The 22,400-nt window shown below is 36.4% G+C and carries 21 protein-coding genes; 12 read left to right on the forward strand and 9 right to left on the reverse strand.

From position 1 onward, the window contains the following. Window positions 1–59: 59 nt before the first annotated feature. The gene (pheT, locus tag ACRD7B_RS08555; protein ID WP_430824098.1) at window positions 60–2,513 is read right to left on the reverse strand and encodes a phenylalanine--tRNA ligase subunit beta; all 2,454 of its coding nucleotides are present in this window, start codon (window positions 2,511–2,513) and stop codon (window positions 60–62) included. A 262-nt stretch (window positions 2,514–2,775) separates the two neighbouring features. Between pheT and surE the strand changes: the two genes are divergently transcribed. From surE to dnaN, 6 genes are all read left to right on the forward strand, one after another. Continuing rightward, window positions 2,776–3,558, forward strand: coding sequence for a 5'/3'-nucleotidase SurE (gene surE / locus ACRD7B_RS08560; RefSeq protein ID WP_430824099.1), 783 nt, complete (start codon window positions 2,776–2,778; stop codon window positions 3,556–3,558). A gap of 70 nt (window positions 3,559–3,628) precedes the next feature. Further along, complete coding sequence (locus ACRD7B_RS08565; RefSeq protein WP_430824100.1) at window positions 3,629–3,925, forward strand: hypothetical protein; 297 nt, start codon at window positions 3,629–3,631, stop codon at window positions 3,923–3,925. A gap of 28 nt (window positions 3,926–3,953) precedes the next feature. Beyond that, window positions 3,954–5,096, forward strand: a complete 1,143-nt coding sequence (lpxB, locus tag ACRD7B_RS08570) for a lipid-A-disaccharide synthase (protein ID WP_430824101.1) — start codon at window positions 3,954–3,956, stop codon at window positions 5,094–5,096. Between the two features lie 6 nt (window positions 5,097–5,102). Continuing rightward, a complete protein-coding gene (gldF, locus tag ACRD7B_RS08575; protein ID WP_430824102.1) occupies window positions 5,103–5,834 on the forward strand; it encodes a gliding motility-associated ABC transporter permease subunit GldF in 732 nt (243 codons plus the stop codon). Window positions 5,835–5,846: 12 nt separating this feature from the next. Continuing rightward, window positions 5,847–7,544, forward strand: a complete 1,698-nt coding sequence (gene gldG / locus ACRD7B_RS08580; RefSeq protein ID WP_430824103.1) for a gliding motility-associated ABC transporter substrate-binding protein GldG — start codon at window positions 5,847–5,849, stop codon at window positions 7,542–7,544. Window positions 7,545–7,868: 324 nt separating this feature from the next. Then, window positions 7,869–8,996, forward strand: coding sequence for a DNA polymerase III subunit beta (gene dnaN / locus ACRD7B_RS08585; protein ID WP_430824104.1), 1,128 nt, complete (start codon window positions 7,869–7,871; stop codon window positions 8,994–8,996). Window positions 8,997–9,065: 69 nt separating this feature from the next. Here the strand turns inward: dnaN and ACRD7B_RS08590 are convergent, their stop codons facing one another. Then, on the reverse strand, window positions 9,066–9,707 hold the full coding sequence (locus tag ACRD7B_RS08590; RefSeq protein ID WP_430824105.1) for a hypothetical protein: 642 nt from the start codon (window positions 9,705–9,707) through the stop codon (window positions 9,066–9,068). Between the two features lie 105 nt (window positions 9,708–9,812). Here ACRD7B_RS08590 and mnmA point away from each other — a divergent pair, with 105 nt between their 5' ends. Then, on the forward strand, window positions 9,813–11,015 hold the full coding sequence (gene mnmA / locus ACRD7B_RS08595; protein ID WP_430824106.1) for a tRNA 2-thiouridine(34) synthase MnmA: 1,203 nt from the start codon (window positions 9,813–9,815) through the stop codon (window positions 11,013–11,015). Window positions 11,016–11,193: 178 nt separating this feature from the next. Here the strand turns inward: mnmA and ACRD7B_RS08600 are convergent, their stop codons facing one another. The 3 genes from ACRD7B_RS08600 to ACRD7B_RS08610 are packed head-to-tail and all read right to left on the reverse strand — an operon-like array spanning window position 11,194 to window position 14,061. Further along, window positions 11,194–12,531 (reverse strand): FISUMP domain-containing protein, encoded by a 1,338-nt coding sequence (locus ACRD7B_RS08600; RefSeq protein WP_430824107.1) that lies wholly within the window; start codon window positions 12,529–12,531, stop codon window positions 11,194–11,196. A 41-nt stretch (window positions 12,532–12,572) separates the two neighbouring features. Next, window positions 12,573–13,649 carry a hypothetical protein gene (locus tag ACRD7B_RS08605; RefSeq protein ID WP_430824108.1) on the reverse strand — a complete coding sequence of 359 codons (1,077 nt, stop codon included), beginning with the start codon at window positions 13,647–13,649 and terminating at the stop codon, window positions 12,573–12,575. Between the two features lie 58 nt (window positions 13,650–13,707). Continuing rightward, the gene (locus ACRD7B_RS08610; RefSeq protein ID WP_430824109.1) at window positions 13,708–14,061 is read right to left on the reverse strand and encodes a LytR/AlgR family response regulator transcription factor; all 354 of its coding nucleotides are present in this window, start codon (window positions 14,059–14,061) and stop codon (window positions 13,708–13,710) included. Window positions 14,062–14,297: 236 nt separating this feature from the next. Here ACRD7B_RS08610 and ACRD7B_RS08615 point away from each other — a divergent pair, with 236 nt between their 5' ends. Together ACRD7B_RS08615 and ACRD7B_RS08620 are read left to right on the forward strand one after the other, a co-directional pair. Next, window positions 14,298–14,798, forward strand: coding sequence for a hypothetical protein (locus ACRD7B_RS08615; protein ID WP_430824110.1), 501 nt, complete (start codon window positions 14,298–14,300; stop codon window positions 14,796–14,798). Between the two features lie 29 nt (window positions 14,799–14,827). Beyond that, window positions 14,828–15,007: a helix-turn-helix domain-containing protein gene (locus tag ACRD7B_RS08620; RefSeq protein ID WP_430824111.1), complete on the forward strand. Its 180-nt coding sequence runs from the start codon at window positions 14,828–14,830 to the stop codon at window positions 15,005–15,007. Window positions 15,008–15,131: 124 nt separating this feature from the next. Here the strand turns inward: ACRD7B_RS08620 and ACRD7B_RS08625 are convergent, their stop codons facing one another. From ACRD7B_RS08625 to ppk1, 3 genes are read right to left on the reverse strand one after another with little or no spacing between them, the layout of a single operon-like run. Continuing rightward, a complete protein-coding gene (locus tag ACRD7B_RS08625) occupies window positions 15,132–16,001 on the reverse strand; it encodes an SPL family radical SAM protein (RefSeq protein WP_430824112.1) in 870 nt (289 codons plus the stop codon). Between the two features lie 11 nt (window positions 16,002–16,012). After that, window positions 16,013–16,516, reverse strand: coding sequence for a SixA phosphatase family protein (locus tag ACRD7B_RS08630; RefSeq protein WP_430824113.1), 504 nt, complete (start codon window positions 16,514–16,516; stop codon window positions 16,013–16,015). Between the two features lie 26 nt (window positions 16,517–16,542). Further along, window positions 16,543–18,615: a polyphosphate kinase 1 gene (gene ppk1 / locus ACRD7B_RS08635; protein ID WP_430824114.1), complete on the reverse strand. Its 2,073-nt coding sequence runs from the start codon at window positions 18,613–18,615 to the stop codon at window positions 16,543–16,545. 78 nt (window positions 18,616–18,693) lie between these two features. Here ppk1 and ACRD7B_RS08640 point away from each other — a divergent pair, with 78 nt between their 5' ends. The 3 genes from ACRD7B_RS08640 to ACRD7B_RS08650 all read left to right on the forward strand — a co-directional run bounded on the left by ACRD7B_RS08640 (window position 18,694) and on the right by ACRD7B_RS08650 (window position 21,505). After that, entirely contained in the window at window positions 18,694–19,200 is a 507-nt protein-coding gene (locus ACRD7B_RS08640) for a metallophosphoesterase family protein (protein ID WP_430824115.1), read from the forward strand. Between the two features lie 90 nt (window positions 19,201–19,290). Beyond that, the gene (locus ACRD7B_RS08645; RefSeq protein ID WP_430824116.1) at window positions 19,291–19,722 is read left to right on the forward strand and encodes an OsmC family protein; all 432 of its coding nucleotides are present in this window, start codon (window positions 19,291–19,293) and stop codon (window positions 19,720–19,722) included. A gap of 199 nt (window positions 19,723–19,921) precedes the next feature. Further along, window positions 19,922–21,505, forward strand: coding sequence for a tetratricopeptide repeat protein (locus ACRD7B_RS08650; protein ID WP_430824117.1), 1,584 nt, complete (start codon window positions 19,922–19,924; stop codon window positions 21,503–21,505). On the opposite strand, the gene ACRD7B_RS08655 is transcribed toward ACRD7B_RS08650, so the two are convergent. Further along, window positions 21,506–22,378 carry an NADPH-dependent 7-cyano-7-deazaguanine reductase QueF gene (locus ACRD7B_RS08655; protein WP_430824118.1) on the reverse strand — a complete coding sequence of 291 codons (873 nt, stop codon included), beginning with the start codon at window positions 22,376–22,378 and terminating at the stop codon, window positions 21,506–21,508. It abuts the gene before it with no gap. Window positions 22,379–22,400 lie beyond the last annotated feature (22 nt).

Consider the following 22,400-nt stretch of genomic DNA (forward strand, 5'->3'; position numbering starts at 1 on the left):
TGTGACAAAAAAAGGCAGAACTACAGCTCTGCCCTTTGATGATAAATATATACCTAAGATTATTTTCTTATTTCCGCACCTAAATCACGCTCGTAGGTGGCCATCAGTTTTTTCATAATCTTATCAATGATCTTGTCATTAAGTGTTTTGGTTTCATCCTGAAGAATGAAGCTAACCGCATAAGATTTTTTAGAAGAACTAATCTTTTTTCCTTCGTAAACATCGAATAGAGACACCTTCTTAAGTAACTTCTTCTCTGTTTTAAGCGCAATCTGTTTTACCTGAGCAAACTTAATGTCCTTATTAAGCAATAAAGCTAAATCACGTTTTACTTCAGGGAATTTTGAAATTTCTGTATAAGTAATCCCTTTCTTAGCACTCTTTTTAAGCAATAAGTCCCAGTTAATTTCAGCAAAGAAAACAGCTTTGTCAATGGCGAATGTCTTCAATAATTTAGCATTAACCAAACCAAATTCAACAACTGCTTTTTCGCCTGATAGTAATATTAATCCTTCCGAGAATAAATCTGATTTAGTCTCTTCTTCTTTGAAATCATTAAACGAAAGACCTAAACGAATTAGGATGTTTTCAATCTGATTTTTTAAGTCGAAGAAGCTAATGGCAACTTCAGGCGTATTCCAGCTAGTTGCTGCCTTATTTCCGCTTAAGAATAATGAAAGGCGTTGCGATTCGTTGTAATTATTTAAGTCTGTTTTTTCTGACCCAGGTTTGTATGTGTAGCAATTACCGAATTCAAAAAACTTAAGATCGCTGTTTTTTCGATTATGGTTGTGCTGAATTGATTCCAAACCACCAAACAATAAGGTTTGACGCATGCCATTCAAGTCGTTGCTTAAAGGATTCGCTAATTCCACAACCTGATTGCGGGGATGTGACTCAAGCGTTTCGTAATAATCGGCTTTAGTTAATGAGTTACACATGATTTCGTTAAAACCAATTGACATTAACTGATTTGAAATACGCGTTTTTACTTTGTGGTCATCTGGCTTCTGAGAATAAACTATCGTACTGCGAACAGCATCCGGCATCTCAATGTTATTGTAACCATAGATACGCAATATTTCCTCAATAATGTCTGCTTCGCGCAATACATCAACTCTGTATGGAGGAACTAACAGTTTTAATCCTGTTTCGCTTTCTTCCGTAATTTCAATATCTAAAGCTGTTAAAATGCTTTTGATTTTATCTTCTCCTATGTTTTTCCCAATCAGACGTTCAATGTTTCGGTAAGTTACTTCTACTTTGAATGGCTCAACCGGATTAGGGTAGATATCAATGATTTCGCTAGATATGGTTCCGCCAGCAACTTCCTTAATTAATAGGGCAGCGCGTTTTAAAGCATACACCGTAATGTTAGGATCAATGCCTCTTTCGAAACGGAAGCTTGCATCGGTACTAAGCGTATGACGTTTGGCTGTTTTACGAACCCATACTGGATTGAAATACGCACTTTCAAGGAATACTTTTGTAGTTGACTCACTCACGCCGCTATCTGATCCGCCAAATACACCAGCAATACACATACCTTCTTCGGCATTGCAAATCATAAGATCGTTGCTCGATAGCTCACGCTTCACTTCGTCCAAAGTTTCGAACTCGGTACCATCGGCCAATGTTTTAACTACAACTTTATTACCTTTCAGCTTGGCGCCATCAAAAGCATGAAGTGGTTGCCCAAGTTCGTGCAATACAAAGTTGGTAACATCTACAATATTGTTGATCGGACTAAGTCCAATTGCTTTAAGTTTGTTTTGCAACCACTCTGGTGACTCTTGTACTTTTACGTCTGAAATAGTAACACCGCAGTAACGTGGACATGCTTCATTATTTTCTACACTTACTTCAACAGGGAAATTTGTATTGTCAACAGTAAAAGAATCAACCTCAGGTAATTTAAGCTCGACACCAGACTGATGTTGTTTTAAATAAGCTGCCAAATCACGTGCTACTCCATAATGCGATGCACTATCAACACGGTTTGGTGTTAAGTCAATTTCGATAAGGGTATCGTTTTCAACCTTAAAATAGTCTTTGGCCATGGTGCCAGGCTTTATATCTTCAGGTAGAACCATGATACCATCGTGGCTACTTCCTACGCCTATTTCATCTTCGGCACAAATCATTCCCATGGAAAGTTCACCTCTGATTTTTGATTTCTTGATGGTGAAACTTTCATCACCACTATATAATACCGTTCCAACTGTGGCAACAACTACCTTTTGTCCTGCGGCAACGTTAGGTGCTCCACATACAATTGGCAACGCCTCGTCGGCTCCAATACAAACTGTTGTTTTACTTAACTTATCAGCATTGGGATGTTTTTCGCATGTTAACACCTCACCAATAACCAAACCTTCTAAACCACCCTTAATGGATTGTATTTCTTCAATTCCACCAACTTCAAGACCAATGTCGGTTAATATTTCAGAAACTTTTTCAGTTTCCATGTCAATGTTAAGGTAGTTCTTAAGCCAGTTGTATGAAATATTCATTTTTATTAATCATTAATGGTTATTTGTAGATCGTATTCATAGCAATACGATTATCTTATCCCGATAGCTATCGGGAGCGGACAAAAGTAATGATTTTGATGGCTCATTGCTAATAATAAAAACGATTTTTAAGCCTAATGTCGGTGAAGTTTGTCATTAAGTAAATGATGCTACTAGCAAGATAATCGCATGAGAGAATGTTTACATTGCTTTGTTGCTTTAGACCGTAATACATATCTTTGATTTTCTAAAGAATATTTGGATGACGGAAACAAATAGGAAACCACTTATCCTGGTTACAAATGATGATGGCATTAAAGCCGGAGGGTTAGTTGCTTTGGTTAAGGTTCTAAAGGAATTTGGCGATGTGGTGATAGCAGCACCCAATGAGTCGTACTCGGGTATGGCACATGCGATTACTGTAAAACATCCCTTGTACGCTAAGTTGGTGAAGGATAAAAAAGGTTTGAAGCTGTACAAAATAAATGGAACACCAGTTGATTGTGTCAAACTAGCTATTAATCAATTACTGGATAGGAAACCGGACTTGGTGGTTTCAGGAATTAATCATGGGGCCAACTCAAGTATTAGTTTACATTATTCTGGTACTATGGGGGCAGCTCGCGAAGGTGCATTAAGCGATATTCCGTCAGTTGGTTTTTCCTTACTTAATTATAGTTACGAGGCTGATTTTACTAAAGCGGCTGAGATTGCCCGAGATGTTATAAAGAATATGTTAGCTCAAAAATTACCTCAAGGCGCTTATTTAAACGTTAATGTACCGGATGGTAATGAGGTTAAAGGTTTAAAAACAGTTCGTCAGGCCAATGGAAGATGGGTTGAAGAGTTTATTGAACGAAAAGATCCAAGGGGTAGGGATTATTATTGGTTAACGGGTAGTTTCAAAAACCTCGAACCTGATGCGACTGATACAGATGAATATGTGCTTAGTCAGGGATATGCTTCCTTGGTTCCATGTCAACTTGATTCAACTGCTCATGCTTTAATCTCAGAATTGAAATCATATGAAACGAGCCATAAGTAAATTTTCTCACAATGGAGAATGACTATGGAGGCGAGTTCCATGTGGCAAATGAAAAACAAACTATAAACACATGAACTGTAAGTGTAATAAACTGATTATTGGTCTGCTGGTTGGTCTTGTTGTGCCCATCCTGATGTCTTTAATCTTATATACAGCCTTATATAAAGGAGGCTTGGAATTTTTGCCCTTTTTATCAGAGATGGTGCGAATGGGGAGTTTTGGGAAGCTGCTAAGTATTAGTGTGCTTCCTAATTTAATATTATTCTTTATTGCCATTAATAAAGAGCGGTTATTGGCTGCAAGAGGCATAGTAACGGCAACTTTGCTTTATGCAATTGTTGTTCTCATTGTTAAATTTATGTTGTAAGTTTCCATTTGATTAAATAAAAGAATTAATGCGATATTATCTTATTGCTGGTGAGGCATCTGGCGATTTACATGCTTCGAATTTAATGAAAGCCTTTAAGGAAAAAGACCCGGAGGCTGAATTCAGATATTGGGGTGGAGACCTTATGGAGGCTCAAGGAGGAACATTGGTTCGTCATTACAAAGACACAGCTGTAATGGGTTTGTGGGATGTGTTAATGAACTTAAGAACCATTCGTAAGAATTTTGACTTGTGTCAGAATGACATTCTTGATTATAATCCTGATGTACTTATTTTGGTAGATTATGCCGGATTTAATTTACGCATGGCCAATTATGCCCATGCTAAAGGGATATTGGTCTATTATTATATTTCACCTAAGGTTTGGGCATGGAACCAAAAACGCGTAAAAAAGATAAAAGCTTCGGTTGATCGCATGTTCACCATTTTACCTTTCGAGACTTCATTTTTCAAGAAACATGGTGTTGAGGTACAGTACAGTGGTAATCCCGTATTGGATGCCATTGATACCCGACCAAATAAAAATGAGGCCTTCGAAATGTTTGTAGAGCGTAACAAATTGGATAATCGCCCAAAAGTTGCACTTCTTGCTGGTAGTAGAAAAGGAGAGATAAAATATATTCTATCCGATATGCTTCAGATGGTGGAAAAATTTCCAGAATTTCAATTTGTTATTGCTGGTGCGCCTTCGTTTAGTCTGGACGATTATAAGCAATATACAGAAGGTAAAGATGTGGCAGTTATACTAAACCAAACCTATGAGTTGGTTCAAAATTCTCGTGCGGCTCTGGTAACTTCAGGTACCGCTACCTTAGAAACGGCACTTCTAAATTGCCCACAAGTGGTTTGTTACAAAATGTGGGGTGGAGGCTTTACCGATTTTATTGCGAAAAAGATATTGATTCAAGTGCCGTATATTTCCTTAGTTAATCTTGTGTTGGATAAGGCTTGTGTATTAGAATTGTTTCAAAAGGATTTTTCATTGGAAAAATTACAGGATGAGTTAGGTGAGATACTAGCTGATACGGAACGCCGCAAAGAGATGTTAACTGATTATGAAGAGTTACATCGACGGATGGGAGGTCCCGGTTCAAGTGCAAAAACGGCTCAACTAATGTTAGAATCTTTAAAAGTGGATAAAGCTAAATAACTAAATATGCTAGCATTATTAAAACGTGAAATAAGTTCTTTTTTTAGTTCAATTATTGGAGCCCTGGTAATATCGGTTTTCTTATTGATAACTGGTTTATTTCTTTGGGTATTACCTGGTGATTTGAATATCATTTTCGGGGGATATGCTTCGCTCGAATCCTTGTTTTATTTGGCGCCATGGGTGTACTTGTTTCTTGTGCCAGCTGTTACCATGCGTTTATTTGCTGATGAACGAAAAATGGGGACCCTCGATTTATTATTAACTCGCCCGATTTCGGAAATGCAGATTGTATTATCAAAATATCTGGCCGGTTTGATACTGGTTGCGATAAGCCTGTTGCCTACTTTATTGTACGTGTTTAGTGTTGTGCGTTTGGGTAATCCTGTTGGAAACCTTGATATGGGAGGAACCTGGGGATCGTATATTGGGTTATTCTTTTTAGCTGCAGTGTATGTGGCCATCGGTACTTTCTCATCTTCCTTGAGTGATAATCAAATAGTAGCTTTTGTGATAGCTGTGGTATTGTGTTTTACATTTTACACAGGTTTTGATTCCTTGGCGGCCTTACCAGGATTAAAATCGATGAGCGAAACCATACGTATGATTGGTATTGATAGTCACTATAGTTCTGTGAGTAGAGGAGTGCTTGACTCGCGTGATATCATATACTTTCTATCTCTTATTTTCTTCTTTGTTTTTTTAACGAAGTTTGTGTTGTCAAATCAAAAGAAATAAATCAAGTTTTTTATGCAGACTAGTCATTCAAAAGTAAAGGTTCTAATTAATGTAGTTATTGTATTAGCTGTGTTATTGGCTCTTAACTTCATTGCTTCAAAATGGTTTTTTCGACTTGATTTAACTTCCGAAAAAAGGCACTCTCTGTCGTCAAATTCGGAGCAATTGTTGGAAGATTTATCTTCTGATTTATATGTCAAGGTGTATTTACATGGCGAATTAAATGTGGGCTTTCAAAAATTGTCGCGTGCTACACGTGAGATGCTTGAAGAGTTTAAAAGCACTGCAGGGCGCCATCTGATATATGAATTTATCGATCCAAATGAAGGTTCGGCCAATGAGAAGAAAGCCTTTCTGGAAGAATTGGAGAGTTATGGTTTTGAGGCTCAAACAGTATTTGAGAATGCCGAAGATGGTCGTAAAATTCAATCCTATGTTTTCCCTTATGCCATGGTGTATTTCGATGAGCGTATAATTGGTTTGAATCTACTGGAGAACATTCCTGGTTACGGAGGAGCTGAGAATTTAAACATCTCTATGGAGAGTTTGGAATATAAATTCACGGATGCATTACGCCGATTGTTGATTAAGGAAAAACCAAAGGTGGCATTTCTTGAAGGACATGGCGAATTGGATGAGTTGGATGTGATAGAGGCCACTGATGAATTATCAAGGTATTATCAGGTGGATAGAGGTAGGTTGGGGACCGATCCCACCATACTTAATGACTACAAGGCAGTTATTATAGCCAAACCATCAAAGGCTTTTTCGGAGAAGGATAAATTTATTCTTGACCAATACTTGATGAATGGTGGTCGGCTACTGTATCTGATTGATGCTGTGAATGTGACACTTGATAGTTTGCGCAAACAACCACAAACAATCGGCCTTTATAATGATGTTAATCTTGATGATCAGCTGTTTCGTTATGGCATTAGAGTTAATCCTGTTTTGGTTGAAGATATTCAGGCTGGTCGTATATTAATGAATGCTCGCCCTCAGGGGCAGGCACAATTGGTTCCGGTACCCTGGTTGTATAGTCCTTTATTAGCAGCGTCTAGCGCGCACCCTATAAGTCGGAATATTCAATTGGTGCGAGGCGATTTTACTTGTACCATCGATACGGTTGGTAGTAATTTGGCACTGAATCGTCAAGTACTTCTGCGAACGTCGCAATACACCAAACTAAATGGTACGCCTGTTTTTGTAAACATGTCGGATGTTAATAAACAGCCACAACAAGCGGAGTTTAATGCATCATATCAACCGGTTGCAATTATTCAGGAAGGTGTATTTCCTTCCGTTTTCCAAAACAGACCTATACCAAAAGAATTTGATGATTTAACTATTAAGGTCAAGCAATCTAGTGAGAACACACGAATGATGGTTGTGGCTGATGGTGATATTATCCGTAACGAAGTACGCTTTAAAGATAGTAATCCGCGTATAACACCGCTTGGTTACGATGAAGGCTCTCAACAAATCTATGGGAACAAAGATTTCATAGTTAATGCGGTTAATTATCTGTGCGACGATGATGGGTGGATGCATTTACGTGGGCGACATTTAACATTGCGTTTACTAGATAAAGCCAAGTTGTCGCAAGGCACAGCTTTTTGGAAATGGTTAAATGTTGGTTTACCTATTTTATTGGTTATCGCAGGAAGCATCACATTCATATATATTCGTAAAAGACGTTTCGGTAAATAGCGATTAAATTTTATTCTGGATGCTTAGGTTTTCATATTCAGGTATTTGATGGTGCTTATTTTTTTGTTAAAAACTTCTTTGTAAATTGAATCAGGACAGGCTTTTGTCAAAAGTCTTTTTTTGTATCTTTCGGCTATAAAATAGATGAATGCATACATTTAATTTGAATGCTAATTCATACACTTTTTATTGTAATATGCATTATAAATTTTGCATACGTACCTTTTCCCTAATATTCTGCCAAAAAGTGGCAGGATATTAGGGAAAAGGTACTAATTATCTGTTTTTTTGATATATTTGATAAAAACTTAAATACATACACTAATGAAATTCGTTGTTTCCAGTACAGATTTGCTATCACACTTGCAGGCAATAAGCCGTGTTATTAGCAATAAAAGTACTTTGCCAATTTTGGATAACTTTTTATTTGATCTAAAAGACAATAAGTTAGTACTTACTGCTTCTGACTTGGAGGTGACCATGGTTACTTCTTTAGAAGTTGATAATTCGGATGGAGAAGGCATCATCGCCCTTCCATCACGTATTTTATTGGAAACATTAAAGAAATTCCCAGAGCAACCTTTAAACTTTGACATTAACATGGAAAGTTTTGGGGTTGATATCGTAACTGATAAGGGTAAATTTAGTGTTGTAGGTCAGAATGGTGAAGATTTCCCTGAGTTACCTCAGCTTGATGCTGATAAGAGCTCAAACCTTCAGGTATCTGTTGATCTATTGCAAAAAGGTATTAACAAAACACTTTTCGCGACGGCTGATGATGAGCTTCGCCCTGTGATGAATGGTATCTTGGTTGAGTTATCTCCTGAGAATATGACTTTTGTAGCATCTGACTCACATAAGTTAGTTCGCTATCGTCGTTTAGATGCTAAGACTGATTTTTCTTCTTCTTTCATCTTACCGAAGAAACCGGCAGGTTTATTGAAAAATGTTTTGCCAAAGGAGAGTGGTGATGTTGTTGTTGAATTTGACGACAAAAATGCCTTTTTCACTTTGCCAAATTATAAGTTAGTGTGTCGTTTGGTTGAAGGAAACTATCCAAGTTATAATGCTGTTATTCCTCAGGATAATCCTTATAAAGTGATTATTGATCGCAGTGAATTTCACAATACCCTAGGTCGTGTTTCTATTTTCTCTAATCAGGCAAGTAACTTGGTTAAATTGAGAATGGAGAGTAATGAAATGACTGTTTCGGCTCAGGATATTGATTTTAGTATTTCGGCTCACGAACGTTTGAGTTGTCAGTACGAAGGTGATGAAATGGAGATTGGCTTTAAGTCTGGATTCTTAGCTGATATTCTTGACAACCTTAATTCATCTGATGTAATTCTTGAGTTGTCTGATCCATCAAGAGCAGGTATCTTATTACCTTTCGAGAATGGTGAAAACGAAGAGGAGTTGATGTTGCTAATGCCTATGATGATTAATGTATAAGAAGCATTGATTAAGATATATAAAGCCGTTTTACCAACTTGTGTAAAACGGCTTTTCTATTGGCCTTTGTTACTTCAGTTTCACTTGTAGTTGATCCAAAGGAATATTACCTTCAATAATTATTATGCCATATACTGGTAGGCCTCTCGGTAATACCTTATGGCTGATATCATTTTCCTGCAAATCTTTCAGTAGATCCGAATTAGCTTTTTTACGAACTTCGTTATTCATTTCAGCAGCTTTCAATGATACGGTGCTATAATCTGTTGTGTCAAAGCCATCTTCATCTTCTTGTTTTTCTGGAGGAAACAAACACAACTCGATGAAGTGCATTGGATAAGCTATTAATGAAACCTTATTTACTTTTTGGCGAGCCTTTTTTGCAATCCACTCATTTCGAAGTGGAATAATGCGTTCGTTATTATGGTAAAATTTAAGTTGAAAGCCCTTTGTGAATGATTCACTCGTATTCATTACTTCAAAGCCAATAATTTGATAATTCTTCCGTTTTGCCCATCGCTGCTTTAGTTTGCTATTCTCAGTTAAGGCTAATAAGTCTTTAAAATAGCCATAGTATAAACTATCCGTTTCATTAAGGTGAAAGGATTCGATATAGGAGATATTTAATTTAGGAAGCGTCTTGTGCTGCACAGCACATGAGCTTAGCAACAAAATGCAAAAGAGGAGAATAGGTGTTTTAGAAGTAATCATAAGTTTAGGTTTGTTGTTAATGTGACAATTGGATGTGTGGTATCACGTATGTATTCCCGATAAAAACAGTACTTTTGTGCCCTAATTGCTGTAAAGAAAGTAATGATGCAAAAGAAAAAAGTTGTCATAGGATTATCAGGAGGAGTTGATTCAAGCGTTGCTGCCTACGTACTAAAGGAGCAGGGTTATGAAGTGATTGGGCTGTTTATGAAGAACTGGCACGATACAACTGGTGTACTAAAAGCTGATTGTCCTTGGTTAGATGATAAATTTGATGCGCAGGCTGTTGCCATGAAGTTGGATATTCCATTTCATATGGTTGACTTGAGCGACTTTTATCGTAAGCGTGTTGTTGATTATATGTTTGCCGAATACGAGAAAGGGCGTACGCCTAATCCAGATGTACTTTGTAATCGTGAAATTAAGTTTGATGTATTTTTAGATAAGGCACTGGAGTTGGGAGCCGATTATGTGGCAACGGGTCATTATTGTCGAAAGGAAACATTAACTGTAGATGGAAAAGAAGTACATCGCTTATTGGCCGGAAGTGATGACAATAAGGATCAGAGTTATTTTTTGTGTCAGCTTAGTCAGAAACAATTGGAGAAAGCAATGTTTCCGGTTGGCGATATTATTAAGCCAGAGGTTCGACGCATTGCAAACGAGTTGAATTTAGTAACGGCCCATAAAAAGGATTCACAAGGTATTTGCTTTGTAGGTAAGGTTGATTTACCTGTATTTCTGCAACAGAAACTAGAAGCTAAAAAAGGGCGTGTTTTTAACATAGATGCACACAGTGAATTATTTGTGCGCGATTGGTCAAAGGCAGAAGTGGAACAACCATCCGATGAGGACTTATTAGAGTTATCGCAGCCTTACGCTTTTCATCCGAAGTATGGTAAGAAAATAGGGGAGCATAATGGAGCTCACTTTTATACCATTGGTCAGCGTAAAGGATTAAATATAGGTGGATTCCCTGAACCCTTATTTGTGATTGGAACCAATGTTGAGTTTAATCAAGTGTATACGGGCATGGGTAAAGAGCATCCAGGGCTTTACCGCAAAGTATTAAGAGTGGCTAGTGATGAGATCCATTGGATACGTCAGGATTTAGCCATGAAGGTTGGAGAGTCTCGTCGTTTTAGTTTGCGAATTCGTTACCGCCAGCCGCTGCAGGAAGGAACCTTACATTATCGCGATAATGGCATATTCATTGTTTTTGATCAGCCTCAGCGTGGTATCACTGCGGGGCAGTTTGCAGCTTGGTACGCCAATGATGAGTTGATTGGTTCAGGTGTGATAGCTTAGAATAAAAAAATGAGGATGTCCAAAAACTAAGCTCGCTCATCGAGATGCCCCTTGAGCATGTCGAAAGGAAGTCGAGATGAAATTTGATTAATGCTGATTATCAACCAATAATCACTTCGACTTCGCTCAGTGAACGGATACTTTCAGAGTTTTTGGACACCCTCAATAACTTTATCTTCTAATTTTTCACGCATCTAACAGAGAAACCACATGAGTTACCTGTATTATCTCCATCGGTAAAAAAGTAAAGGGATGAATAATTGAGACCAAAATTTGTTCGACCACTATTGCCTATAGGCCTGCTCCACCAGCGTGCATATTTTCTTGAGTTGAAATGGAATCTGCCGTAGTAATCCTTTCGAAATCCTGTTGGTAAGGCGTTGAAGCCAGATTTGTTATTGGTTAATTGATTGTAACCAGGGCTACCTTCTTTATCATTGGTATCCCAGCCAGAGTTCGAAGCTAATGATTTGGCAATATAACTTCCAGATGAAGAACCATCGTAATTATGTCCATTATCTATTAGGTAGTCTCTTAATTCGTACCATTCAGCGTTGCCTGGTATATGCCATCCATTTGGTGCAATACCTTGAGCATAATTAACACCGTCGTATGGGGCGTTGTTAGTAGCTGCAGAATATGTATATAAAACATCATTGCTTGCTTCTGAATTATTAAAATAACAATAGGCTCTTTCGGTACTGCCTCCCATTCCACGCATGGCAGCCCAGTCTTCATCACTTGTTACATGTGGTATCGATGTGCCATCTGCATATTTTGTGCTTCGTAGGTTTTCAGCCATCCACCATTGATTACCTATCTTGACTACCGCATAATGATTGCCTTCATAATCGGAGCATTCAACAAACTCAGCATTAATGACTTTTGAGGATGTTGGTATTTCATTGATTATTGTTGTAAAGTTACCGCTTACGAAACGATATGAAATTACATCTCCAGGTGTAAAAGAAAGCACATTGTTGGCAGCTTTTAGACTTGATCGTGAACTGATGTTATTTGGTTCTGAACCTAAGTGCTTAATCAGATTTTGACTCGCTTGATTTTGTATTATCTTTTTGCAGATTGTTTTCTTTTCAGTTCTGATACTAAGTAAATAGATACCAGCATGAGCCGTTGCTATATTAAACTTGTGAGTACTGGCGTTTAATTCTTGCTTGTATTGAATCAATGTTTTTCCACTTAAATTAGTTAATGCTATCAGAACTGTTTGATTTTTATCCAACTGAAGCTCAAGATTAGAAAGGCTATTGTATGGATTAGGGTATAGCTTTATATCTGTATCATTTGAGATTTTAGTAATGTCTGTTGATGTTGCTTGCAGTTGCAGCATATCTGAGCCCTGTAGTGTTAGTGATTCATTCGTTGACAGGTTAGTCGCTATGATGGACCCAATACTATTAGACTCGCCACTTGCTGTAAAACTAATGTCATAGTTTTGTGCGTTAAGGCTTAATGAAGCTGTGACAATTATTGATATAAGTAAAAATTTTATCATTTTGTTACTTTTAAATGCAGGTTGTTTATTGAATGATTTGCTTAAAAATTAAATTGATCAACGAGATCTAATAATTCCTGTTTTGTTCTTTTAGGAGATGTACCAACGGTGATATAAGTATCGTATTCGGGTATTTCAATCACTAATAGTACGACGTCGTCATCATCTTCGTCAATTGCACCATACATGCACGTTTTACCCTTGTGATTAAAGATTTGGAAGTCGCCTTCTTCACTCATGTCGCCATTTTCGCTAGAAACAGCTGCTACCATTAATGTTGATCCAAATCCTTTCATGAACATGGCATTATGAGTTCCATCCGAACTCTGAGCCATCATTTTTTTATAACCATCGTGAGAAAAGCCATTTACTTTTTTCAGAAATAGGTCATAAGGGTATTTGGTTGGTACCAATTCCATGTTCTCAGAATCATCATCTTCATATGTTTTATCCATATTGGCCATGTCCGCAAAGCCACCAAACATTCCTTGTGTTTGCTGGTCAATATTCTCATAAGTAATGTCGGATGGAGGTGTGAATTTGGATGCGGATATTGATTTTCCAGCATCGAATTTGCTCGCTAATTCATTGCTTTCGATGCCTAATACTTTAGCTTCCGATTTAAGTGTAAGCCCTTTGTATATCCAAATTTTAGCTCCCATCACTTTAATCACCTCGCATCTATGACCCATAATGGTTTCATTGCCTAGTTTTTCGCCACCAAGCGATTCAATTAAATTATTCGCAAACTCCTCTTGTTCCTCTTTGCTCATGTCCTCAAATAACTCTCTGCTTTCATTGTAGTAGGGTAGGGTTCCTTTGCTACCTGTTGATTCAAGTAGATTGGCAGACCAATATTTATCTTTCACAATAATTTCGATGGAGTGAGTTTTATCTACACTTTTTATTCCGAACATTTTAGTAACAGTTTCGGAGTTAGTTTCCGTTCGAGTTTTAGCACCATAATCATCCCACCACAGCTTTTTTGTGCCTTTTGTGCTACCTGTTAATGTATATTCGGCATATCCCGATTTAATGGCAAATTGTTGTGCTTTTTGTTGACCTCTGCTTATTTGTGTTATTAAGAGGCATGCAAGAATAAATAGTAATTGTTTCATAGTTATACTTTTAGTCTGATTGATTATTTTTTGTTTATGTTGTTAAGTGATATTACTGTTATTGAATTTGTGAGGATTGTTTGAGGAAGTGGAGAATGGCTTTCTTTTTTCTTGAGCTTACAGGTATGTATGTGCCATTGGCCAGTAATAGTTCGCCATCGCTTATCTTACTCAAGCTTTTTATGTAAAGGGTATTTACCAGATAAGATTGATGTGGTCGAATAAAGTTATTGTTACACAATTGTTCCTCAATTTTTTTGATTGATACAGATACGGTTATTGTTTCTTTATTGTCATTAAAAAAGAAGGTTGTATATGAGTTGTTACTTTGGCAATAGAGGATGTTTTCTACTTTTATCAGATGAATGAAATTTCGTGTTGATAAGCTTATTTTTTTAAGTGGATTGCCCATGGTCCATGCAATGATTAGAATTTTAATCTAAGGTAAGTTATCGTTTGAAGTGAGCTAGGTGAAAATTTGAATCCGTTGGCGATTTATTTGAATGCGTATTATATTAACTGTATTTAAGAAAAAGTAAGTTGTTTCTGTGTTATCGAAATAGAATAAATTTTTATCGAAAAACAATAAAAAAAGATTGTTTAGCAATAAAAATGCCTTAGCTTTGTGATATTCTAATCTAAATTATTATGAAATATTCAGTATTATTCAAATCCTTAATTGATATTTTTTGTTTTGGGCTATTAGTAGTTTTGTCTGCACTTTTTATTAGCGAACTGGTAGAACTATATGACAATGATAAAATTGATATTTCATTAAGTTTTGAGTCGATCTTTAACCTAATTATTACAGTTCTAAGTATGGCTTATTGGATCACATTTTTGAGAGGTATAATGTTTCTTCGACGAGTAGCAAGGAATTACCTGTCTAGAGATTTTATAAGCCCAAAAATAGTAGCAAATTTAAAAATGTGTGGTAAGCATTTTTTATATGCTGGGGGAATTTCTGCTTTTATCCTTTTTATTGTGCAATTAGCAGAAGACGGATTTTTAATTAATCCCTTATTGTTGATAGAAGGTTTCGTGGTTTCTCCTTTGTTTTTATTTATTATAGGTTTATTCTTTCTGATACAATGTGGGTCGTTGTTTAAAGCAATTATTCTTGAAGAGGAAAATTCTTTAACTGTATAGCTATGGGGATAAAAATTAATTTAGACCTTATGCTTGTTAAACGAAAGATGCGTAGTAATGAGTTGGCCGAGATTATTGGGATAACAAATGCGAACTTATCCATTTTAAAATCTGGTAAAGCGAAGGCCATTCGTTTTACAACTTTGGATGCTATCTGCAAAGCTCTGAAATGTCAACCAGCCGATATTTTGGAGTACCTTGATGAGTGAGTCTGGTGGAGAAAGAGTAATACCGATTATACATTAAAATACGCCTTTTTTCACTTCGTTCATAAAACTCAATTAATGTTATATCGGCATTAACCAATGTAATTAGCAAAATGGTTGAGAATAATTAAAACAGCGAAGTTTGTTGGTTGTTAATTGGTTTGTAAAAAGCCATTTTCGTTGGGATCTTGTATTTGTTACATTCACTATTAAATGTTTGCCATAAGAGTTTGGCATTGGGTGATGCACATGAGTAGTCATTACCAAATTGATTCATGTATTTTTGTTTTACTTCAGGAAATGACTGATCTAGTTTCTTGTAAAAGTATTCTCTTTGTCCATCTCTATTTGTCATGCCCATTGAAGCTATAATGTAGGACGCATTGCTTTCGGCAGCCTTCGCAACAATTTGTTTAATGTTATCAATTGAATCGTTGATAAAAGGTAATATTGGCATTAGGGTAATGCCTGCATATATACCTGCTTCGCGAAGTTGTTTTAGTGCCTTAAAACGATCTGTCGAACTTGGAGCCTGAGGTTCAATCTTCTTTGCCAGTTCATCATTCGCAGCTGTGATTGTAAAACTTACCGCTGCATAAACCTTAGATATTTGTTTTAGTAAATCTGTATCGCGGGTAACCAAAGTTCCTTTTGTAATAATGTGTATGGGAAATTTATGATGTAGTATTATTTCAAGTGCTCTACGTGTACGTCTTTGCTGCTCTTCAATTGGCATGTAGCAGTCGTTCATCGATCCAAAACCAATGGTTCGTCGCTGCCTTTTTGATTTGAGTTCTCTGTGTAAAAGTTCTAAGGCATTTTGTTTAACTTCAATTTGGTCAAAATCGTTAATGCGATAGCAATCACTTCTTGAGTCGCAATAGATACATCCATGCGTACAACCGCGATATAAGTTAATGGTGTAACTAGTGCCAAACCAAGGATCACCTTCAGGCTTTCCTACACTTAGAATCTTCTTAGCCTGAATATATTTCACTTACTTATATTTTATCGCAGCATACTTGGGTAAGTAAACCAGTTGGTTTTTCCTTCACGTGCTTTAATTTCCTTCCAACTTTGTTGATCGAACGAAATGGAGATTGTTGCACTCGTAGGAAAATGAAAGATATTATCATTACACAAGTTAACCGCCATCATTGCTATTTCAGGATTATGACCTACAACAGCAATGGTATCATATTTGGAGTCGAGCTGCTCCATGAAACTTAAGAAATCAGTAGTTGTGTAACCATCGTAAATAAATTGCTCGTAGCGAATCAGCGATTGATCATAGCTAAGGTGTTCAGCTAGGTTTTGTGCTGTTTGCTTGGCTCTACTAGCTGTACTCGATATTATTAAATCAGGAATAGATTCGAATCGAATAATTTCGCTGGCTATGAGTTTTATGTCCTTGTAGCCCCGAGGTTTAAGCTCACGTTCAAAGTCGGATTTTGAGGTTCCGTACTCTAACTGTTCTGTCTTCGCATGTCGCATCAAAATTAATGTTTTCATAGCTTTGATTTTTGCATTAAAACAGCTTAAAATTTAGCGCGTATTACCTGGTCTAATTCATATAAGTAACTATAGGTACTAACTTGCGCTCTTAGCTGTGGTCTATCGGTTTGGTCTAATACATTGTTTAAATTGGTGTCAATTCGTCTCACTTTAACATTGTCGTTCAATTGCATCTCCAGGATGTTAAGAATTTCGTCTTTCAATTCCGGGTGTTCGATTGGAAATGCTGTTTCTATTCGTCTATTGATGTTACGATTTAACCAATCAGCTGATGAAAGAAACATGGTTTTTTGACCTCCATTACCAAATACCCAAATGCGAGCATGTTCCAAAAAACTATCCACTAATCTGAGCACTCGTATGTTTTTGCTAAATTCTTGATCTGGTACCAAACAACATACACCTCTCACAATAAGGTCAACTTTAACACCTGCCTGACTCGCTTCGTAAAGTTTACTAATTAGATTTTTATTTTGGATGCCGTTCATTTTTAGTAAAATATAGCCCTCTTTGCCCGATTGTGCAAGCTCTATTTCACGATTAATGTTTTCCATTATGGTTTTACGCAAATTTATCTGCGTTACCAGAAGTTTGTTTAGCTTAGGTTTTATGCTTTGATCTTGAAGATATTTAAACAAGTTCTCCATGTCGTTAATGTAGGCATCATTACAGGTGAAGAAACCATGATCGGCATATAATCGTGCCGTCTTTTCATTAAAGTTACCCGTGCTTAGGTAGGCAAATGAACGCTTTCGCACCCCATGACTGCGACGTAGAACCAATGCCATTTTAGCATGTACTTTTAAGCCGGGAATACTGTACATTATTTTAACACCTGCTTTCTCCATCTGCTTAGCAAAGTAGAGGTTATTCTCTTCGTCGAAACGTGCCTTTACTTCCACAAAAACAGTCACGTTCTTTTTATTATGGGCTGCAGCAATTAAGGCACTAACTACCTCGGAATTACTAGCTACTCTATACTGAGTTAGCATAATGTCTTCAACTTTAGGATCAGTAGCAGCTTCGTTCAAGAATTGGATGACGTATTTAAAAGAGTGATAGGGATAATGTAAAACCCGCTCTTTCTTTTTGATAGCTTCAAACATCGAACCTGTCTGTTCCAGTTCAAAAGGTAAAATAGGCTTAGGGGCTTGCCATACCAAATCGGGATTCTCCGGTGTTGGGAAATTAAAAAAATCGTGTGAATTCAGATAACTACCCGTAGGTACTAATTCATTGGTATTTATATCAAAAGTTTCCTGTAAGTATGCTAATAAATCGCCTGGAATATTACGATCATGCAGGAAGCCCGCTGGTTTTCCTATTTTTCGCTTGGCCAGATTTTCCTTAATTCGTTCTACAATGTTACCGCCAAATTCATCTTCTATACCTAAATCTGCATCGCGTGCCAATTTAACGCCCCAACTACCAACAATGTCAAAACCAGGAAATAATTCCTGCAAATTATAGCGTAATATATCGTCCAAGAAAACAATGTGATGTTGGTCGTCTACTCTTGGCAGTCTAATGAAACGTGGCGCTTCATTGGTTGGCAATTTTATGAGAGCGTACCTTGCTTTTTTTGATTTCCGAGCTTTCTCTTTTGTGCTTTTTTTGAAGAGTTTGATCGCAAGATATAATCTGTTATCGCGCATGAAAGAACGCGTTCCTTTGTTTAACAGAACAGGTTGAACGTAGGGCGTTATCTCAGTATTAAAATATTCTTGAATAAAATTTAGGTGACTCGGATAACTTGGGTAGCCCTTATAGTGCAAAATAATACCGTTCAAATGCATTTGCGGTAATATGTGCTCTTTCAATATCTGACTAAATTCAACCCAATGCTGACTAACAATGGCATTAATTTTTTCAAATGTCTGTTCAGCATCTGGTATGTCAGGAAAACTTTTGGGATTTACGGTTGCATTTCGGTATTCGGCCACTCTCACCTTATAAAACTCATCCAGGTTACTTGAGTATATGGCCATGAATTTTAAACGCTCGAACAAAGGAAGGCTTTCATCTTTAGCTTCTTCCAGTACGCGGTGGTTGAAAGACAACCAACTTATATCTCGATTAAAAAACTGTTGGGACATACTTAGCGTGTTGATTCGGAATAAATTTATGAAAATTAAGATATTTTTGGGCATACTTTAACGGCTATTTAAGCAATAATGACAAGAATTGGACTTTTATCAGATACGCACTCCTTTTTTGATCCCCGATTTAAGGAACTGTTTAAGGATGTGCACGAAATATGGCACGCAGGTGATTTGGGCGATATTAAGGTATTGGAAGCGATGCAGCAATTTAAACCACTTAGGGCTGTTTATGGCAATATTGATAGTTCACCTATTCGGCAGGAATTGCCAGAAAAACAAATATTTACCTGCGAAGATGTAAGTGTATATATGATCCATATTGGTGGATATCCTGGTAAATATGACGCCCGAGTGAAAAAGGATTTGGTAAAGAAGAAGCCTAAACTTTTCGTTACAGGTCATTCGCATATCCTGAAAGTGATTTACGATAAGGATTTGGAAATTTTGCATTTAAACCCTGGAGCTTCAGGAAGGTCAGGTTTTCATTCCGTAAGAACTGCACTACGTTTTTCAATTGATGGAAAGGAAATAAAAGATATGGAGGTGATAGAGTTGGGGCCAAAGTCAGTTCAAAAGTGATTATTGGCTCAATAAAACATATTTAAAATGAACATATGTTCAAATTAATTTTTATTTTTGTGTTGAATTTTTAATTTATTAGACGACAAAATGACTATATCAACACTAAAAGTTGGAGCCAAAATGAATGAAGGCTTCCGCACCGAAGTAGAATGTTCGCACAATTTTGTAATTGACCAACCAAAGCCGGCAGGTACTGATGAGGGACCAAATCCAATGGAGATCTTTTTAGCTTCGTTGCCAGCGTGCATTTGTGCCATTGGTCGTATTATTGCTAATCAAAAGCGTTTACCTGTACGCGGCATAAATGTAAAGTTGGAAGGAGATATTGATAAGAATTTTCTTTTGGGAAAAACCGAAGAAGGTAGAGCTGGATTTATTGAAATAAGAACATTCGTTGAAATTGATGCTGACATGTCGATGGAAGAGAAGCAAGCTTACCTGCATGAGATAGAAAAACGTTGTCCGATTGCTGATAATATGCAATTTACGAGCAAGTTAAAATCGATTGTTGTTGCTTAAAGAATTGACGAGCTTATCAATTATTGGTAAGCTCTTATTACTGCCTTAAAAGTTTTAATGATAAGTTATGTCCATCATAATGAACCCGCGGCAAGGCTTATCTTATGAGAATTAGAATTGCTTCGATAAATGTTTTTTTTAAGTTTTGTTATCTACTCCATATTGGTTAGTTTTATTGCACCAAACAAAAGATTAAACTATGCTAACTAATACTCTCAGACTTGCTGTTCTTGTTTTGCTTTTTTTATTGTCGATTAATGGTAAATCACAGCAGGCCAGATTAAATTTATCCTTTCATAATCAATTTGAAGAAAAGGTTTTTACCAATTTTATTGATTCAACAGAAACAGATGTTTTAGCATTGTTAATAGCTATTACATCAGATTCGAAAGAGGTTATGGTTCAGAATGCACAATTGCAAATCAATTCATTTGTTGAAAGGCTTGACAAGAAGAAATTGGCTGTGTCAAAGAAGGAAAAACAAATTAAATATGTTTTTAAAGAAGTACATGGTCATTTTTTAAGGAAGTACATGTCAAGAGCATTATTCTCTGATATATTTATTGCAGGTACATATAATTGCGTAACAGCATCTGCTTTGTACGCGTTGGTATTTGATGAATTGCATATACCATATGAGGTTATAGAACTTCCGACCCATGTTTATTTACTAGCATATCCGCAAACAAATAAAATTAAAGTAGAAACAACTGATCCACAAGGTGGATATATCGTACATGATGATCGCTTTAAAAAATCCTATGTTCAGTTTATGAAAAAAAATAAACTTATATCCGATTATGAATATAGACATAAATCAACTGATGAGCTTTTTAATGAGTATTTTTACAATACAAAGTCTGTAAGTGTAAACGCTCTGGCTGCGTATCAATATTTTAATGAAGGTTTATGGGAGCTAATGAATGATGATAAAGATTTTGCTTTAAAATGTTTTAAGAAATCATACCAGATTGAACCTAATTATAAGGCAAAATATTTGTCAGTTGCTTTACTGGAAGAAAGCCTAAGTTCAAGTCAATTAGAATCAGACTCCGATATTGAAACAATGATAGATTTGTATAAAATAATTCCTGAAATGTATAATAAGGAGAGATTAGGGAATGATATTCAGTTTATTGCTCAGGAAAGAATGATTGAAAGAGGGGATTTTAGTGGTTTTGATAGAGCCTATAAAATTTATGCTAATAATATTGAAGATTCAACTTTATTAAAAGAGGTTGAGTTTTGGTATCATTTCAAAAGAGGAGAGGGGTTTCATATGAAAGGTAAAATTGATGCAACTTTTAGGGAGTATTGTATTGCTTATGGGATTAAGAAGGAGAATATTAGATTGCAAAGTAATTTAAATAGTATAGCACCTGCAAGAGTTTTAAATGATGTTGGTTATTCTGAATCGGATATAAAATTACGAATTAGTGAGTTGGATTATTTATTGACTGAATTTCCATTTCTTGAAAACCATGATAATTTCATTTCCAGTTATCTTTTGTTAAGCTGTAATTTGGGGATGAACTATATGAATTCAACACAAATAACAAACACAATTACTCTTTTAGCTGATATTGAAAAGAAATACACACTTGATAAATATGATCAACCAAAAATAGCATATTCTGATTTATATAAGAATTTAGGCTATTATTACGAATTTAAAAATCGTAATAAAGCAAAAGCTATTAAGTATTACAAAAGGGCGTTTGAACTAAATCAAAATAGCAAAGAGATATTAAGTGCTTTCGACCGAATAAACTTTGGTTATTAACTATTGTCTCAAAAGTTTTGATGATAGGTTGTGACCGTCACAAAGAGCTTCTGGTATTATGTGTTCGTGACTAGCACGTACAGGACAGATGTCGATACCACCTCGCCGGGTATATATACAGGCAAGCATTAATTCTTCGGGTTTAAACTTATCCCAAAGGCGTTTGTATATCATCTCGCAAATTTCTTCATGAAAATGATTTTCGTTACGAATGGAAACAAGATATTGTAATAGCTTATGAAGATCAGGTGTGTTTTTACCTTTTAGGTAGATATATGCACTTCCCCAATCGGGTTGATGTGTAATTTTACAGTTACTCCGTAAGAGGTGGGTGGCTATCTTAATTTCCTTTGTTTTGTTTTTAGCTTCACTTAGTAGCTGGGGCGCTTCATTAAAGTCAGTAAAATTAATTGTGTCGACATCCAAGACATCTTCAAGAACTTCATATTCATTAAAATCGAAAGGTAATTGCTGATTGTTACTTGTATGGAAACTAAGTTTTACCTCTGTGTCTAATAAATTCTCCAAATCTTTTTGGATTGTGTTTAGTACTAACGCTAATCCCTCTTTCGCAGTGTTACCAAAGCGATGCATGTTGAAGGAGTTGAGGTATAATTTGAGTGATTTACTTTCAACCAAACTAGGGTTAGTACATGAATACACAAACTTTAAAAGGCCAGTAACGGGTAAGCCGTTCACAGTAAGAAAACTCAACTCATAAGCGTGCCAGGCATCCAGACCAATAAAAGGAAGGTCGTTATCAGCTAGCTGGTATTGCTCACGATTTAAGTAACGAGGTACCGCAACTAATATTTCAGGGGCATATTGTTGTGGGTACTTTACTTGTTTTCCTAGGTATTTGTCTTCAGTCATTACCTTTACTTTTAAGCTGTTA

This window comes from Carboxylicivirga fragile (assembly GCF_050589805.1).
Taxonomy (GTDB): domain Bacteria; phylum Bacteroidota; class Bacteroidia; order Bacteroidales; family Marinilabiliaceae; genus Carboxylicivirga; species Carboxylicivirga fragile.